At 70.8% G+C, this 15,693-nt stretch carries 13 protein-coding genes; 11 read left to right on the forward strand and 2 right to left on the reverse strand.

The features are described 5' to 3' along the window. Nucleotides 1-230 precede the first annotated feature (230 nt). From ACFRFH_RS13945 to ACFRFH_RS13980, 8 genes are read left to right on the forward strand one after another with little or no spacing between them, the layout of a single operon-like run. Nucleotides 231-1,751 (forward strand): ABC transporter ATP-binding protein, encoded by a 1,521-nt coding sequence (locus tag ACFRFH_RS13945; protein WP_382463600.1) that lies wholly within the window; start codon nt 231-233, stop codon nt 1,749-1,751. After that, entirely contained in the window at nt 1,748-3,034 is a 1,287-nt protein-coding gene (locus ACFRFH_RS13950; RefSeq protein ID WP_382463601.1) for an ABC transporter permease, read from the forward strand. The genes ACFRFH_RS13945 and ACFRFH_RS13950 overlap by 4 nt, the downstream gene beginning before the upstream one ends. Continuing rightward, nucleotides 3,031-4,320 (forward strand): ABC transporter permease, encoded by a 1,290-nt coding sequence (locus tag ACFRFH_RS13955; protein WP_382463602.1) that lies wholly within the window; start codon nt 3,031-3,033, stop codon nt 4,318-4,320. The genes ACFRFH_RS13950 and ACFRFH_RS13955 overlap by 4 nt, the downstream gene beginning before the upstream one ends. Next, nucleotides 4,317-4,748 (forward strand): cytidine deaminase, encoded by a 432-nt coding sequence (locus tag ACFRFH_RS13960; protein ID WP_382463603.1) that lies wholly within the window; start codon nt 4,317-4,319, stop codon nt 4,746-4,748. The genes ACFRFH_RS13955 and ACFRFH_RS13960 overlap by 4 nt, the downstream gene beginning before the upstream one ends. A gap of 49 nt (nt 4,749-4,797) precedes the next feature. Then, a complete protein-coding gene (locus tag ACFRFH_RS13965) occupies nt 4,798-6,102 on the forward strand; it encodes a thymidine phosphorylase (RefSeq protein WP_382463604.1) in 1,305 nt (434 codons plus the stop codon). Between the two features lie 14 nt (nt 6,103-6,116). Further along, nucleotides 6,117-7,238, forward strand: coding sequence for an adenosine deaminase (locus ACFRFH_RS13970; RefSeq protein WP_382463605.1), 1,122 nt, complete (start codon nt 6,117-6,119; stop codon nt 7,236-7,238). Between the two features lie 24 nt (nt 7,239-7,262). Then, complete coding sequence (locus ACFRFH_RS13975; RefSeq protein WP_382463606.1) at nt 7,263-7,724, forward strand: PTS sugar transporter subunit IIA; 462 nt, start codon at nt 7,263-7,265, stop codon at nt 7,722-7,724. Between the two features lie 31 nt (nt 7,725-7,755). Further along, nucleotides 7,756-8,028 (forward strand): PTS sugar transporter subunit IIB, encoded by a 273-nt coding sequence (locus tag ACFRFH_RS13980; protein WP_382463607.1) that lies wholly within the window; start codon nt 7,756-7,758, stop codon nt 8,026-8,028. Nucleotides 8,029-8,099: 71 nt separating this feature from the next. Here the strand turns inward: ACFRFH_RS13980 and ACFRFH_RS13985 are convergent, their stop codons facing one another. Beyond that, complete coding sequence (locus tag ACFRFH_RS13985; protein WP_382463608.1) at nt 8,100-9,800, reverse strand: phospho-sugar mutase; 1,701 nt, start codon at nt 9,798-9,800, stop codon at nt 8,100-8,102. After that, nucleotides 9,797-10,630, reverse strand: coding sequence for a purine-nucleoside phosphorylase (locus ACFRFH_RS13990; protein ID WP_382463609.1), 834 nt, complete (start codon nt 10,628-10,630; stop codon nt 9,797-9,799). Before ACFRFH_RS13990 ends, ACFRFH_RS13985 begins: the two co-directional genes overlap by 4 nt. Nucleotides 10,631-10,715: 85 nt before the next feature. On the opposite strand from ACFRFH_RS13990, the gene ACFRFH_RS13995 reads away from it, so the two are divergent. The 3 genes from ACFRFH_RS13995 to ACFRFH_RS14005 all read left to right on the forward strand — a co-directional run bounded on the left by ACFRFH_RS13995 (nt 10,716) and on the right by ACFRFH_RS14005 (nt 15,489). Beyond that, nucleotides 10,716-12,152 carry an NAD(P)H-quinone dehydrogenase gene (locus tag ACFRFH_RS13995; protein ID WP_370056522.1) on the forward strand — a complete coding sequence of 479 codons (1,437 nt, stop codon included), beginning with the start codon at nt 10,716-10,718 and terminating at the stop codon, nt 12,150-12,152. 15 nt (nt 12,153-12,167) lie between these two features. Next, nucleotides 12,168-14,042: a cation:proton antiporter gene (locus ACFRFH_RS14000; RefSeq protein ID WP_382463610.1), complete on the forward strand. Its 1,875-nt coding sequence runs from the start codon at nt 12,168-12,170 to the stop codon at nt 14,040-14,042. A 112-nt stretch (nt 14,043-14,154) separates the two neighbouring features. Next, nucleotides 14,155-15,489 (forward strand): hypothetical protein, encoded by a 1,335-nt coding sequence (locus ACFRFH_RS14005; RefSeq protein WP_382463611.1) that lies wholly within the window; start codon nt 14,155-14,157, stop codon nt 15,487-15,489. The last annotated feature ends 204 nt before the right edge of the window (nt 15,490-15,693 follow it).

A 15,693-nucleotide genomic window follows, 5' to 3' on the forward strand; every position in this document is an offset into this window, starting at 1 on the left:
GGCGCGACGAGCACTCGACGGGGAGGTCAGCGCATGCTGGCCTCCCCGCCGCACGTCCACCCCATGCTCTCGTCCGCACCTTGTCCTGGACGCTCGTTTGAGCACACACTGACATATGCGCAGAAAGGTAGGGTGAGGATGCGCAGCGCGGCCACCAGCGGTCTTCGCGCGCCATCACCCTCACCACGCTCTGTGCTCACCCCGGGCGAGTAGAGAAGGAACCCACCCGAATGAAGCTCGAACTTCGCGGCATCACCAAACGGTTCGGTGCCCTGGTCGCGAACGACCACATCGATCTGACCGTCCAACCCGGCGAGATCCACTGTCTGCTCGGCGAGAACGGCGCAGGCAAGTCCACGCTGATGAACGTGCTCTACGGCCTCTACCAGGCCGACGAGGGCGAGATCCTGCTCGACGACGTCGTCCAGCATTTCGCGGGCCCCGGTGACGCCATGAAGGCCGGCATCGGCATGGTCCACCAGCACTTCATGCTCATCCCCGTCTTCACCGTCGCCGAGAACGTCATGCTCGGGCACGAGCAGACCAAGCTCGGCGGCCGCCTCGACCTGAACGCGGCGCGCGCCAAGGTGCGCGAGATCTCCGCACGCTTCGGCTTCCACGTCGACCCGGACGCGCTCGTGGAGGACCTCCCGGTCGGCGTCCAGCAGCGCGTCGAGATCATCAAGGCCCTGTCGCAGAACGCGAAGGTCCTGGTCTTCGACGAGCCGACCGCGGTGCTGACCCCGCAGGAGACCGACGAGCTGATGGCCATCATGCGCCAGCTCAAGGAGCAGGGCACCGCCATCGTCTTCATCACCCACAAGCTGCGTGAGGTCCGCGAGGTCGCCGACCGCATCACGGTCATCCGGCTCGGCAAGGTGGTCGGCGAGACCGAGCCCACCGCGACGAACGCCGAGATGGCCTCCATGATGGTCGGCCGCGCCGTGTCGCTGACGGTCGAGAAGGAGCCGGCGAGCCCCGGGGAGCCGGCGCTGGTCGTCAAGGACCTCTCGGTGATCGACCAGATCGGCCAGTTGGTCGTCAACAAGGTGAGCTTCGAGGTCCGGGCGGGGGAGATCCTCGCGATCGCCGGAGTGCAGGGCAACGGCCAGACCGAGCTGACCGAGGCGATCCTCGGCCTCCAGCCCCGCGTGGAGGGCCAGATCCTGCTCGACGGGACGGAGATCCACGGTCACAGCCCACGCAAGGTGCTCGACGCCGGTGTGGGCTTCGTGCCGGAGGACCGCAACGAGGACGGCTTGGTCGGCGAGTTCAGCATCCAGGAGAACCTGATGCTCGACCGCTCGACGGGGGCTCCGTTCGTCAAGGGCGGCAGCATCCAGTTCTCCTACCTCAAGCAGTTCGCCGAGGAGAAGGTGTCCGAGTTCGACGTCCGCACGCAGTCGATCGACCAGAAGGTCGGCCGGCTCTCGGGCGGCAACGCGCAGAAGGTCGTGCTCGCCCGCGAGCTGAGCCGCGAGCTGCGGCTGTTTGTCGCCGCGCAGCCGACCCGAGGCCTCGACGTCGGGTCGATCGAGTTCGTGCACAAGCGCATCGTCGCGACCCGCGACGCAGGCGTGCCCGTGATCGTGGTGTCCACCGAGCTCGACGAGGTGGCGGCGCTCGCCGACCGCATCGCCGTGATGTACCGCGGAGGCATCGTAGGAATCGTGCCGGGGGACACGTCGCGTGACGTCCTCGGCCTGATGATGGCCGGCGAGTCGCCGGAGCAGGCAGGAGCAGCAGCATGACCGGGACCCAGCCCAGCCAGCCCATGGCGCCGGCCGAGCCCGCACAGCAGGGACAGCCGGCGGCGAAGCCGGAGCACGACGACCGCTGGAGCAAGGCGGTCCGCGACATCATGGGCGGCCCGGTGATCATCTCCGTCCTGGCCGTCGTTCTGGCGCTCATCGTCGGAGGCATCCTGATCGCCCTCACCGACCCGGGAGTGCAGAAGGCGTCCGCGTACTTCTTCGCCCGGCCCGGTGACACCCTCTCCGCGATCTGGACATCCGTCTCCAACGCGTACACGTCGATGTTCCAGGGCTCGATCTACAACTTCGGCCGGCCGACCTTCGCCGCGGGCATCCGCCCGCTGACCGAGACTCTGACCTTCGCGACACCGCTGATCGTCGCCGGCCTCGGCGTCGCGCTGGCGTTCCGCGTCGGCCTGTTCAACATCGGTGGTCAGGGACAGCTCCTGATCGGCGCTGCGGCCGCCGCCTGGGTCGGCTTCTCCTTCGACCTGCCTCCGGTCATCCACCTGGTGGTCGCAGTGCTCGCGGGCATCGCCGGCGCTGCGGTCTGGGCCGGCATCGTCGGCCTGCTGAAGGCGAGGACGGGCGCGCACGAGGTGATCGTGACGATCATGCTCAACTACATCGCGTTCTACCTCATCTCCTACCTGCTGCGCACCAAAGGCCTGCTGCAGGCGCCCGGCTCGAACAACCCGAAGGCCCCGCCGATCCACGGCACCGCTGTGCTCCCTCCGCTGCTCGGCGTGCAGTACAACCTGACCTGGGCGTTCGTGCTCGTCATCGCCGCGACCGTGTTCGTCTGGTGGCTGATCAACCGCTCCAGCCTCGGCTTCCGCTTCCGCGCGGTCGGCGAGAACCCGAACGCCGCACGCGTCGCCGGCATCAACGTCAAGAACATCTACGTGTACGCGATGCTGCTCGCCGGCGCCCTCGTCGGCGTCGCGGGTGCGAGCCAGGCGCTCGGCGTCTTCCCGGCGGGCATCAGCTCGGGTGTGGACGCAGGCATCGGCTTTGACGCGATCACGGTCGCGCTGCTCGGCCGGTCCCGGCCGTGGGGCGTCTTCGTCGCCGGTCTGCTGTTCGGCGCGCTCAAGGCCGGCGGCTACACGATCCAGGCCGGGGGCATCCCGATCGACATCGTGCTCATCATGCAGTCCCTCATCGTGCTCTTCGTCGCCGCCCCGCCGCTGGTGCGCGCGATCTTCCGCCTCCCGACGCCGGGGAGCGCGCCCCGGAGACAGCGTCCCATCGTCTCGAAGGAGGTGGCGGCCAAGTGACCACCGCAGCCCCCGTCATTCCCGACTCCTCGCCCATCGTCCTGGAGAAGGCCGAGGTCCGGTCCTGGAAGGCGCCGATCGCCCTCGCCGTCTTCGTGGTCATCAGCATCGTGCTGTTCTTCGGCTTCGCCCGGCACGGCCAGAGCACCTTCCGGTTCTCGGAGGCGTCCGACGCCGTCAAGCTGCCGAACCTGACGGTCGACACCTTCACGACGACGACTGTCGTCACGATCCTGCTCGTCCTGATCACCGCGTACAGCGCCTGGCTGTCCTGGAAGGTGCGCAAGACGCCGATCTGGCTGGTCATCGTCTACGCGCTGCTGTTCATGTTCGCGTTCCTCGCCTGGGCGGGCTCCGGCCAGCTCCCGGTGCCGGTCACCGGGCTGCTGCTGGGGACGATCAGCCTCTCGGTCCCGCTCGTGTTCGGCGCCCTCGGCGGCGTCATCTCCGAGCGCGGCGGCGTCGTCAACGTGGCCATCGAGGGCCAGCTCCTCGCGGGCGCGTTCGTCTCGGCCATGACCGCCTCGATCACCGGGAGCTGGCTGGTCGGCCTGTTCGCCGCGATGGTCGCCGGTGTGCTCGTCTCGTTCGTGCTCGCTGCGTTCTCGATCAAGTACTTGGTGGACCAGGTGATCGTCGGCGTCGTGCTGAACGTTCTGGTCACCGGCCTGACGAGCTTCCTCTACTCCGCAGTGCTCGCGGGCAACCCGCAGGTGCTGAATCACCCGCCGCGCCTGCCGGACTGGCCCATCCCGATCCTCAGCGACATCCCGGTCATCGGGAAGGTGCTGTTCGACCAGACGATCATCGAGTACCTCATGTACATCGCGATCTTCCTGGTCTGGTTCGGGCTGTTCAAGACCCGCTGGGGTCTGCGCCTCCGCTCGGTCGGCGAGCACCCGGAGGCAGCGGACACCGTCGGCATCAACGTCAACGGGACCCGGTTCTGGAACGTGTCGCTGGCGGGGGCGGTCGCCGGTCTCGGCGGCGCGTACTTCACACTCGGCTCGGTGGGCGCGTTCTCCAAGGAGATGACCGCGGGCCAGGGCTTCATCGCCCTCGCGGCCGTCATCTTCGGACGCTGGGACCCGATCCGCGCGACCCTGGCCGCACTGCTGTTCGGCTTCGCCACCAACCTCCAGAACGTGCTCGGCATCATTGGCTCGCCGGTCCCGAGCGAGTTCATGCTGATGCTGCCGTACGTGGTCACGATCTTCGCGGTCGCCGGCCTCGTCGGGGTGTCCCGCGCCCCGGCCGCGGACGGCAAGCCGTACATCAAGTCATGACCGACGCCATCGACTGGCCGGCGCTGCGCGCCGCGGCGAACGAGGCGATGACGCACGCCTACGTGCCGTACTCGCAGTTCCCGGTCGGCGCGGCGGCGCTCGTCGACGACGGCCGTGTCGTCAGCGGTTGCAACGTCGAGAACGCCAGCTACGGCGTCACCCTGTGCGCCGAGTGCGGCCTGGTGTCGTCGCTCGCGATGACCGGGGGAGGGCGGCTCGTCGCGTTCACCTGCGTGAACGGCGACGGCGACACCCTGATGCCGTGCGGCCGCTGCCGCCAGCTCCTGTACGAGCACTCGGCCGAGGGGATGCTGCTGGAGACGGTCTCCGGCATCCGGACCATCGACGAGGTGCTGCCCGACGCGTTCGGGCCGCGCCAGCTCGCCGCCTACGCGGAGGAGCACGGCGCCGAGCGCGACGCCGACTGACCGAACGACCACCGACCGAACGACCACCGAGCAAGAGGGTTACATCTTCGTGAGCACCGCAGCAGGGGTCGAGGCGTTCGACGCCGTCGACCTGATCCACACCAAGCGCGACCGAGGCGAGCTGACCACGCCGGAGATCGACTGGCTGGTCGACGCGTACACGCGCGGCTACGTCGGCGACGAGCAGATGGCAGCCATGACGATGGCGATCTTCCTTAACGGGATGAGCCGCCGCGAGATCCGGGACCTCACCCTGGCCATGATCGCGTCGGGCGAGCGGATGGACTTCTCCGGCCTCGGCAAGCCGACCGCCGACAAGCACTCCACCGGCGGCGTCGGCGACAAGATCACCCTGCCGCTGATGCCCCTGGTCGCGTCGTTCGGCGTCGCGGTGCCGCAGCTCTCCGGCCGCGGCCTCGGCCACACCGGAGGCACGCTCGACAAGCTGGAGAGCATCCCGGGCTGGCGCGCGAACCTCAGCACCGAGGAGATGCTCGCCCAGCTCCGCGGCCCGGGCGGCGTGATCTGCGCCGCCGGCTCCGGGCTCGCGCCCGCCGACGGCAAGCTGTACGCGCTGCGCGACATCACGGGGACCGTGGAGGCCATCCCGCTGATCGCGTCCTCGATCATGTCCAAGAAGATCGCCGAGGGCACCAGCGCCCTGGTGCTCGACGTCAAGTTCGGCTCCGGCGCCTTCCTCAAGGACATCGACAAGTCCCGCGAGCTCGCCCGCACGATGGTGGAGCTCGGCAAGGACGCGGGCGTCGCGACCTCCGCCCTCCTCACCGACATGAACGTGCCGCTCGGCCTCGCTATCGGCAACGCCAACGAGGTGCGGGAGTCGGTCGAGGTGCTCGCCGGCGGCGGCCCCGCCGACATCGTCGAGCTGACCGTGGCGCTCGCCCGCGAGATGCTGGCGCTCGCCGGACAGCCGGACGCCGACGTGGAGGCCGCGCTGAAGGACGGCCGCGCGATGGACAAGTGGCGGGAGACCGTGCGCGCGCAGGGCGGCGACCCTGACGCGGCGCTGCCCGTCGCCCGCGAGACGCACACCGTGGTCGCGGAGGAGGACGGCGTGCTCGTGGAGCAGCAGGCGCTGCCGTTCGGCATCGCCGCCTGGCGGCTCGGCGCGGGCCGCGCCCGCAAGCAGGACCCGGTGCAGCACGCCGCCGGCGTCGACCTCCACGCCAAGCCGGGCGACGAGGTGCGCGCGGGTCAGCCGCTGTTCACGCTCTCCGCCGACGAGCCCGCCCGCTTCGAGCGCGCCCTGGAGGCGCTGGAGGGCGCCTACCGCCTCGCACCCCTCGGCACCCCCTTCACCCGCACCCCCCTCGTCGCCGAGCGCATCGGCTAGATAGATTGAGACCCATGAGCCTGAACGACAACAGCAGCTACACGCTCGCCGACGGGACCGACATCGGGGCGCTGCCCAAGGTGTCCCTGCACGACCACCTGGACGGCGGCCTGCGGCCGTCGACGGTGCTGGAGCTCGCGGACGGCATCGGCCTCCAGCTCCCGGCCGATGACCCGGTGGCGCTCGGCGCCTGGTTCGCCGAGAAGTCCAACTCGGGCTCGCTGGTCGAGTACCTCAAGACCTTCGACATCACGACCGCCGTCATGCAGACCCGCGAGGGCCTCAGCCGCGTCGCCCGCGAGTTCGTGCAGGACCTCGGCGCCGATGGCGTCGTGTACGGCGAGATCCGCTGGGCGCCCGAACAGCACCTCACCCGCGGCCTCAGCCTCGACGAGACCGTGGAGGCCGTGCAGGAGGGCCTGGAGCAGGGCATCGAGGACGTGCGCGCTGCCGGCGGCCGCATCCGCGTGGGCCAGCTCGTCAGCGCCATGCGCCACACCGACCGCAGCCTGGAGATCGCCGAGCTGGCCGTGCGTCACCGCGACCGCGGCGCCGTCGGCTTCGACATCGCCGGACCCGAGGCGGGCTTCCCGCCCGCGAACCACCGCGCGGCGTTCGACTACCTCGCGTCGGAGTTCTTCCCGGCCACCGTGCACGCGGGGGAGGCCGACGGGCTCGACAGCATCCGCAGCGCCCTCCTCGACGGGCGCGCCCTGCGCCTCGGCCACGGTGTGCGCCTGGCGGAGGACATCACGATCGAGCGCCAGGACGACGAGAACACCTACGTGACGCTCGGCACGCTGTCGCAGTGGGTCAAGGACCGCGAGATCGCGCTGGAGACCAGCCCGACCTCCAACCTGCAGACCGGCGCGATCGCGGCGTGGGGCGACGACATCCTCGACCACCCGTTCGACCTGCTGTACCAGCTCGGCTTCCGCGTCACGGTCAACACCGACAACCGCCTGATGAGCGGCACGACGCTGACGCGCGAGCTCAGCATTCTCGCCGACGCGTTCTCGTACGACCTCACCGACCTGGAGATCTTCCAGCTCAACGCCGCGGCCGGGGCCTTCCTCCCGGTCGAGCAGCGTGAGGAACTGGCCGAGATCATCACAGCAGGTTTCGAGGGTTCCTGACCCGTTGACGCGTACGCTGGACCCATGCCGCTGCCACCGTTGCCCGCCACCGCTGTGACCGTCGGAGCCCACGCGGCCGACTGGCGCGACGCGGTCGAGCTCGCGGGGGAGGCGCTGGCCCGCTCCGGAGCGACGGAGGAGTCGTACGGCGCGCGGATGATCCAGGTGATCGAGGAGTTCGGCGCCTACATCGTCATCGCACCGGGCCTCGCCCTGGCGCACGCGCGGCCGGGGCCGGACGTCGTCCGCGACGGGCTGTCGGTGGTCACCCTCGACGAGCCGGTGGTGTTCGGCCACCCGCACAACGACCCGGTGTCCGTCGTGATCGGCCTCGCCGTGACGTCGCCGGAGGCGCATGTCTCCAGCGTCGCCGAGTTGGCGAACGTCTTCAACGACCCGGACGCGATCCCGGCGCTGGCCGCCGCGGGCGACGTCGCGGAGGTGCAGCGCATCCTCACGCTCAGCGAAGAGGAAGCGGCGCGATGAACGGGACCGCACAGATGACGGGAACGGTGCAGTGAAGATCGTCGCGATCTGCGGCGCCGGGATCGGCACCTCCGGCATCCTGAAGGTGAACGCCGAGCGCGTGCTCGACCGCCTCGGCCTCGACGCGGACGTGACCGCGGCCGACGTCGCGAGCGTGGCCTCCGCGTCGAGCGACGCGCAGATCATCCTCACCTCGCCGGAGCTGGTCGACCGGATCGGCCCCACCAACGCCGACGTGATCGTCGTGCAGAACTACTTCGACCTCGACGAGCTCGAGCAGAAGCTGGACGAGGCGCTGGGCTGACCCGCGCGATTCGTCACGAATGTCGACTTTCGCGGCGCGAGAGTCGACATTCGTGACGAAAGAGGCGGCGCCTATTCCGTGAGGGTGCGCATCGCGGCGGCGAGGGCGGCGACGCGCGCGGTCGCTGTGGCGCGGCGCGTGGGGACGTCTCCCTCGTCGCTGGAGGCGTCGATGTAGATCTTGAGTTTGGGCTCGGTGCCGCTGGGGCGGACCATGACGCGGGAGCCGTCCGACAGGACGATGCGCAGCACGTCGCTCGGCGGGAGCGCGCCGAAGCCGTCGCGGAGGTCGTCGATGTGGTCGACGGCGACCGCGCCGAGGCTGCTCGGCGGGGTCGAGCGCAGCGCGGCCATGATCTCGCCGATGCGGGAGAGGTCGGTGACCCGGATCGAGATCTGGTCGCTGGCGAAGTAGCCGAAGCGCTCCGCGAACGCGTCCAGGTGGTCCGCGATCGTGCGGCCGGAGGCGGCGAGCTCGTTCGCCAGGTCGAGGAACGCCGTGGCGGCCGAGATGCCGTCCTTGTCGCGGATGGTCTGCGGGTTGACCAGGTAGCCGAGCGCCTCCTCGAAGCCGTAGATCAGGCCGGGGGCGCGGGAGACCCACTTGAACCCGGTGAGGGTGTCGGCGAAATCGAGGTGGTACGCGGCGGCGACGGCCGCCAGGGCCGGGGACGAGACGATCGAGCAGGCGAGGGCGCCGAAGGCGGCGCCGGCGGTCGACGTGCGCTCGGCGAGGTCCGCGGCCCGCCAGCCGAGCAGGGCGCCGACCTCGTTGCCGCTGAGGCGGCGGAAGCCGTCCGCCGAGTCGTCCGGGATGGCGACGGCCAGCCGGTCGGCGTCCGGGTCGTTCGCGATGATCAGGTCCACGCCTGCGGCGCGTCCCGTCGCGTAGGACAGGTCCATCGCACCCGGCTCCTCCGGATTCGGGAACGACACCGTCGGGAAATCGGGGTCGGGGTCGCGCTGCTCGGCCACCACGACGGGAGAGGAGAAGCCGACCCGCTCGAACACCGCCTCCGCCGTGCGCCAGCCGACGCCGTGCATCGCGGTGTACGCGAACGTGACGGCGTCGCGCGGGGCGGTCGTGGTCGCGACGGCGGCGGTGGCCTCGATGTAGGCGGCCTCCACGTCGCCCGACGCGATCTCGAACTGCTCCGAGCGCGGGAGGTCGCCGATGTCACCGCGCGCGACCTCCAGGATGTGCGCCGCGATCTCCGCGTCGGTCGGCGAGACGATCTGCGAGCCGTGGTTCTCGCCGCCCAGGTACACCTTGTAACCGTTGTCCCGCGGCGGGTTGTGGCTCGCGGTGACCATTACGCCTGCACTGACGCCGAGGTGCCGCACGGCGAACGCCAGCACGGGGGTCGGCAGCAGCCGGGGGAGCAGGACCGCGCGCACGCCGGCGCCGGCCATCAGCTCGGCGGTGTCGCGCGCGAAGACGTCGGAGTTCTTCCGGCCGTCGTAGCCGATGACGACGGACGGCTGCTCGCCCTCGGCGTGCGCCAGCAGCCAGCGGGCGAACCCGGCGGCGGCCTGGGAGACCAGCACGCGGTTCATCCGGTTGGGCCCGGCGGCGATCTCGCCGCGGAGGCCGGCGGTGCCGAACTCCAGCCGGGTGTCGAAGCGCGCGTGGAGGTCGTCGACCGCTTCCGCGGAGCCCGCCTCGGCGGCCACGATCAGCGCGTCCAGCTCGGCGCGGGTCTCCGGGTCGGGGTCCTGCGCCAGCCAGGCGCGCGCGTCCTCGAGGAGCCGAGGCGTGTCCTGTGTGCTCACAGCGCCTCCACGATCCGGGCCAGCAGGGCGCTGATCACCGGCTCGGCCTCCCGGCCGGCGTCGATGACCTCCTGGTGGCTGAGCGGGGTCTTCTGGATGCCCGCGGCGAGGTTGGTGACCAGCGACATGCCGAGGATCTCCATGCCGGCCTGACGGGCGGCGATGGCCTCCAGCGCGGTCGACATGCCGACGATGTGGCCGCCGATCGCCTTGGCCATCTGCACCTCGGCCGGGGTCTCGTAGTGCGGTCCGCGGAACTGCGTGTAGACGCCCTCGTCGAGGCTCGGGTCGATGCTCTTCGCGAGCTCGCGCAGCCTCTTCGAGTAGAGGTCGGTGAGGTCGATGAAGGTGGCGCCCTCCAGCGGGGAGTCCGCCGTCAGGTTGATGTGGTCGCTGATAAGGACGGGCGTCCCCGGCTTCCAGTGCTCCTTGATGCCGCCGGCGCCGTTGGTGAGGACCATCGTGGTCGCGCCGGCGGCCGCTGCGGTGCGGACGCTGTGCACGACCCGGCGGACGCCGTGGCCTTCGTAGTAGTGGGTGCGCGCGCCGATGACGAGCGCGTGCTTGCCGTTCGCGAGGCGGAGCGAGCGCAGGGTGCCGGCGTGGCCCTCCAGCGCCGGCTTGCTGAAGCCGAGGATCTCGTGGGCCGGGAGGACGGCGACGGTCTCGCCGATCAGGTCGGCGGCCTTGCCCCAGCCGCTGCCGAGGGTGAGGGCGATGTCGTGCTTCTCGACGCCGGTCTTCTCGGCGAGCTGCTGTGCCGCCTCCCTGGCGACCTCGAACGGGTCGGTCGAGGGGTCGTCGAGCGGGTTCTGGGTGGTTTCGAGCATGAGCCAACTCTACTGAGCGGCACCCCGCGGTACAGCGTCGGCGGGGGTGCGCATCCGTGTACCGGGATACGGAAGAATAAGGGGCATGGCCTATGAATTCGAGCGCAAGCAGCGCATCGCCGTCCTCGGCGGAGGACCCGGCGGTTACGAGGCGGCGCTCGCCGGCGCGCAGCTCGGCGCGGACGTCACGATCGTCGAGCGATCGGGCGTCGGCGGCTCGGCCGTCATCACCGACGTGGTCCCATCCAAGAGCCTCATCGCCACCGCGGAGGCGACCAACTCGATCGCGGAGGCGACCGACCTCGGCGTGCAGTTCTTCTCGCGCGGCGAGGGCGGCAAGCCCGTCCGCCCGGAGATCGCGGTCAACCTCGCCGCGGTCAACAAGCGCCTGATGGGCCTCGCGCGCCAGCAGTCCGAGGACATGCGCGCCGAGCTCGTCCGCTCCGGCGTGCGCATCATCACCGGCGAGGGCCGCCTCGACGGCGACGGCGCGATCATCGTCTCGACCGGCACGGGCGACTCCGGCACCGACTTCGACCGGGTGGAGGCCGACACGATCGTGATCGCGGTCGGCGCGAGCCCGCGCATCCTGTCCTCCGCCGTGCCGGACGGGGAGCGCATCCTCACCTGGACCCAGCTCTACGACCTCTCGACGGTCCCCGAGCACCTGATCGTGGTCGGGTCGGGCGTCACCGGCGCGGAGTTCGCGTCCGCGTACACCGCGCTCGGCTCGAAGGTCACGCTCATCTCGTCGCGCGACCAGGTCCTCCCCGGCGAGGACGCCGACGCCGCGAGCGTCATCGAGAACGTCTTCCGGCGCAACGGCATGCAGGTGCTGTCCAAGTCGCGCGCCGAGTCGGTCGTCCGCACCGAGAACGGCGTCGTCGCGACGCTGACCGACGGACGCACGGTGGAGGGCAGCCACTGTCTGATGGCGGTCGGCTCCATCCCGAACACCGCGGGCATCGGCCTCGAGGAGGCCGGCGTCCAGCTCACGCCGTCGGGTCACATCCGGGTCAACCGGGTCGCGCGCACCTCCATCCCCAACATCTACGCGGCAGGGGACTGCTCCGACCTGCTGCCGCTGGCCTCCGTCGCCTCCATGCAGGGGCGCACCGCCGTCTTCCACGCGATGGGCGACGCGGTGAACCCGATCGAACTGCGCAACGTGACGTCCAACATCTTCACCCAGCCGGAGATCGCGACGGTCGGCTGGAACCAGAAGCAGATCGAGGACGGCATCGCGCAGGGCGACATCTACAAGCTCCCGCTGAAGTCCAACCCGCGCGCCAAGATGCTGGGCATCCGCGACGGCTTCGTGAAGCTGTTCGCGCGGACCGGTTCGGGTACTGTGATCGGCGGCGTGATCGTCGCGCCGCGGGCCTCCGAGCTGATCTTCCCGCTCGCGCTTGCGGTGGAGCACCGGTTGACGGTGGACCAGGTGGCGAGAGCGTTCACGGTGTACCCGTCGCTCTCCGGATCGATCTCGGACGCCGCGCGGGCGATGCACATCGTGCTCTAGGCGGGAGGCCGAGGCGTGGAGGAGGTCCTGGTCGTCGGCGTCCTCGCCGTGCTGATCATCGCGGCCGCCGCCGTCTACGGCCAGCGCTTCGGGGTGGCGTCGCCGCTCATCCTCGTCGTCGTCGGCATCCTGGTCTCCTTCCTGCCGTTCGTGCCGGTGCTGGAGGTCCAGCCCGAGTGGATCATCGCGGGCGTCCTCCCGCCGCTGCTCTACTCGGCGTCGGTGTCGATGCCGTCGATGAACTTCCGGCGGGAGTTCGGCGCGATCGGAGGGCTCTCGGTCGTGCTCGTGATCGTGAGCTCTCTGCTGCTCGGGATCTTCTTCGCCTGGCTCATCCCGGGGCTGGGGCTGGGGTGGGGCGTCGCGCTCGGCGCGATCGTGAGCCCGACCGACGCGGTGGCGACCGGGATCGTGAAGCGCGCGGGCGTCTCGCCGCGCGTCGTCGCCATCCTGGAGGGCGAGAGCCTGCTCAACGACGCCACCGCGCTCGTCTTGCTGCGGGCGGCGGTCGCTGCCGCGGCGGTGGCCTCGTTCACCCTCGGCGCGGTGACCCTGTCGTTCCTCTACTCGGTGGTCGTCGCTGTCGTGTTCGGCTGGGTCGTCGGGCGGCTGAACCTGATCGTGCGGGCGCGGGTGAAGGACGCGACCGTCAACACCGTGCTCTCGTTCACGGTGCCGTTCCTGGCCTCCATCCCGGCCGAGGCGCTCGGCGCGTCGGGGCTGGTCGCCGCGGTCGTCGCCGGCCTGATCACCGGCAGCCGCGCGCCGCGGGTGCTGTCGCCGGAGCACCGGCTGTCGGACACCCAGAACTGGCGAACGGTCGAGCTCGTGCTGGAGGGCATGATCTTCCTGACGATGGGGCTGGAGCTGTTCGGCATCGTCCAGAAGGTGCAGAAGGACCATTCCGGCGTGCTGCCGGCGGTCGGCATCGCGGCCGCTGCGCTGCTGCTCACACTGATCGTGCGGGCCGCGTTCGTGGCGCCGCTGCTGGCGTTGCTGGCGCGGCGCGGGCGGCGTCGCGAGCGGATGCGGCCGGCGCTGACCAAGCTGCAGGAGCGGCTGGAGGACCCGGAGGCCGCGCGGCTGCTGCTCGAGCAGGGGCCGCCTCCACCCGACGCGATGCCCGCCCTGCCGGAGGGCGTCGACCCTTCGGAGGACCCGGAGACGCACGCGGACGTGCTGGCCGCCGACCCCGTCGCCGCGCACGCGGAGGTGGCGAAGGTGGCAGGGGTCCCGGAGGCTGCGGGTGCCACGCGCGACCGGCTCGCGACGCCCGCGGGCTGGCGCGGCCGGCTGGTCCGGCGGCAGCGTCAGCGGCAGCGGGCCTGGACGGTCGAGAACATCACGCGGTTCGGCACGCGGCTGCGGCGGGTGCTGGCGGACATCGACTACTTCACGGGGGCGCCGCTCGGCTGGCGCGAAGGCTCCATCGTGGTCTGGGCCGGGATGCGCGGAGCCGTCACGGTCGCGGCCGCGCAGAGCCTCCCGTCGAACACGCCTGGGCGCTCGGTGCTGGTGCTGATCGCGTTCCTCGTGGCGGCCGGGTCGCTGCTGCTCCAGGGCGGGACGCTCGGGCTGGCGCTGCGCCTGGTGAAGCCGACGGCCTCCGACCCGCAGGCCGAGAAGGAGGAGCGCACGCGGCTGCTGGAGCTGCTGCACGAGGCCGGGCAGGCGGTGCCGATGCCGGAGACCACGGAGCGGACGCCCGAGGCGTTCAACCAGCACAAGTCCGCGCGGCTGAAGCGCATCCGCGCCCAGCGCGACGCGCTGCTCGACGCCCGCGACGACGGCACCTTCAGCGCCGATGTGCTCGCCGGCGCCCTCAGCAACCTCGACGCCGACGAGATCAGCATCGACCTGAAGGGTGACCCCACCGAGGCCACCGGCTGAACGCGCCGGCTCGGCGGAATACAAGCGTTGCCAGCGCCTCGGCGCCGGTTCTACGCTGTGACACGTTCGCCGACCGGATCGGGCCGGACGGCGGGAGCAGAGGGGGCGCTCCATGTTCACCGTCTCGACAGGGAAGATCGACATCACGCCGAGCGTCGGCTATCCGATGGCCGGCTACGGCGTGGACTCGCCGCGGCTCGCCACGGGCACGAACCGGCCGCTGTACGCGCGCTGCACCATCCTCTACGACGGCACCGTGCCGCACGTCGTCGTGACCGTCGACGTGCTGGGGTTCCGGAGGGACACCCACCAGCAGATCCGCGCGGCGGTCACCGGGCTGGGCATCCCGCCGGAGGACTTCGTGCTGACCGCCACGCACACGCACAACGGCCCGGTGCTCAGCGAGGGCCTCGACCCGTTCATCGCCTACGACCTCGAGAACCTCGCCTCGGTGGACACGTACACGACGTGGCTCGTCGCGACCATCACGACGCTCGTCGCGCAGACGAAAGCAGCGCCGAGCGTGCCGTGCACGCTCGACTATTTCGTGCTCGACGAGAACTTCTCGTTCAACCGGGAGGGGCTCGCGTACGTCGAGCGCGACGTGCCGTGCCTGGTCGCTCGCGCGGGCGACGGCACACCGCGCGCCGTGCTGTTCGGGTATGGCGCGCACCCCGTCGCGGCCGGCGGCCAGACGCTCTTCGACGGGGACTATCCCGGCCCGGCGATCGACGCGATCGAGGCCGAGTGGGCGGGATGCCTCGCCCAGTTCATGACGGGACCGGCGGGCGACCAGAACCCGACCTCGACGGGGACGTTCGGCGACGTCGACACCTTCGGGAACGACCTCGGCGCCACGGTGGTGAACGCGATCGCGGACCCCGGGCGGGAGCTGACCGGTCCGATGACCTCCAGCTACGGCGAGGTGAGCCTCCCGCTCGACGTGACGCTGACCGTCGCCAACGTCGCGGCCGTCCGCGCCGAGTACGCCGCGCGCAGCACGAACGCGGCCGTCATCGGCTACGAGCGCCGGCACGCGCTCCGGATGACCCAGCTCATCGACGCGACGCCGCTCGCGAACCTGGAGCAGACCGTGCCGCTGCCCGTCCAGCGCTGGACCATCGGTGGGGACGAGCCGCTCGTCCTGCTGTTCTGCGGCGGGGAGGTCGTCTCCGGGTTCGCCGTCGACATCCGGCAGGAGAACGGCGGCTCGGACGGGGTCTGGTTCCTGGCGTACTCGAACGAGATCCCCGGGTACATCCCGAGCGACCAGCTGCTGCAGACGGCGACCTACGCGGGAGGCTACGACCCGGACTACCCGGGCATCGCCGCCGAGTCCATGGCCGTCTACGACCACTGGGCCCACTTCCTCCGCGGCAGCGCCGCCACCGACGGCGTGGAGCAGGTCTTCCTCACCTACCTCCGCCAAGTAATGTCCACCCCCTGACCCCCGCCCCACCCGCCCCCTCGCCTCCCGTCTCGCGGCCAACGGAGGACATCCACCCCACCCACCCCCCGATCTCCTCCGCCGACTGCCATTCCCGGGCGTGTCGAGGCCGATGTCCTCCCCTCACAACAGCACCCCCGCGAGCAGTTCTCCACAGATTCCGGCAGTGGGGCCTTCCGCGCCCCGAGGAGCAGCAGGGTGGAG

The sequence above is a fragment of the Leifsonia sp. NPDC056824 genome (assembly GCF_042789575.1).
Classification (GTDB): domain Bacteria; phylum Actinomycetota; class Actinomycetes; order Actinomycetales; family Microbacteriaceae; genus Leifsonia.

Excerpts from the sequence above, each read along its gene's own strand:
- ACFRFH_RS13995 (WP_370056522.1), top strand. The coding sequence starts at position 10,716 with ATGGCCTATGAATTCGAGCGCAAGCAGCGCATCGCCGTCCTCGGCGGA.
- ACFRFH_RS13975 (WP_382463606.1), top strand. The coding sequence starts at position 7,263 with ATGCCGCTGCCACCGTTGCCCGCCACCGCTGTGACCGTCGGAGCCCAC.
- ACFRFH_RS13950 (WP_382463601.1), top strand. The coding sequence starts at position 1,748 with ATGACCGGGACCCAGCCCAGCCAGCCCATGGCGCCGGCCGAGCCCGCA.
- ACFRFH_RS13970 (WP_382463605.1), top strand. The coding sequence starts at position 6,117 with ATGAGCCTGAACGACAACAGCAGCTACACGCTCGCCGACGGGACCGAC.
- ACFRFH_RS14005 (WP_382463611.1), top strand. The coding sequence starts at position 14,155 with ATGTTCACCGTCTCGACAGGGAAGATCGACATCACGCCGAGCGTCGGC.
- ACFRFH_RS13960 (WP_382463603.1), top strand. The coding sequence starts at position 4,317 with ATGACCGACGCCATCGACTGGCCGGCGCTGCGCGCCGCGGCGAACGAG.
- ACFRFH_RS13990 (WP_382463609.1), bottom strand. The coding sequence starts at position 10,630 with ATGCTCGAAACCACCCAGAACCCGCTCGACGACCCCTCGACCGACCCG.
- ACFRFH_RS13945 (WP_382463600.1), top strand. The coding sequence starts at position 231 with ATGAAGCTCGAACTTCGCGGCATCACCAAACGGTTCGGTGCCCTGGTC.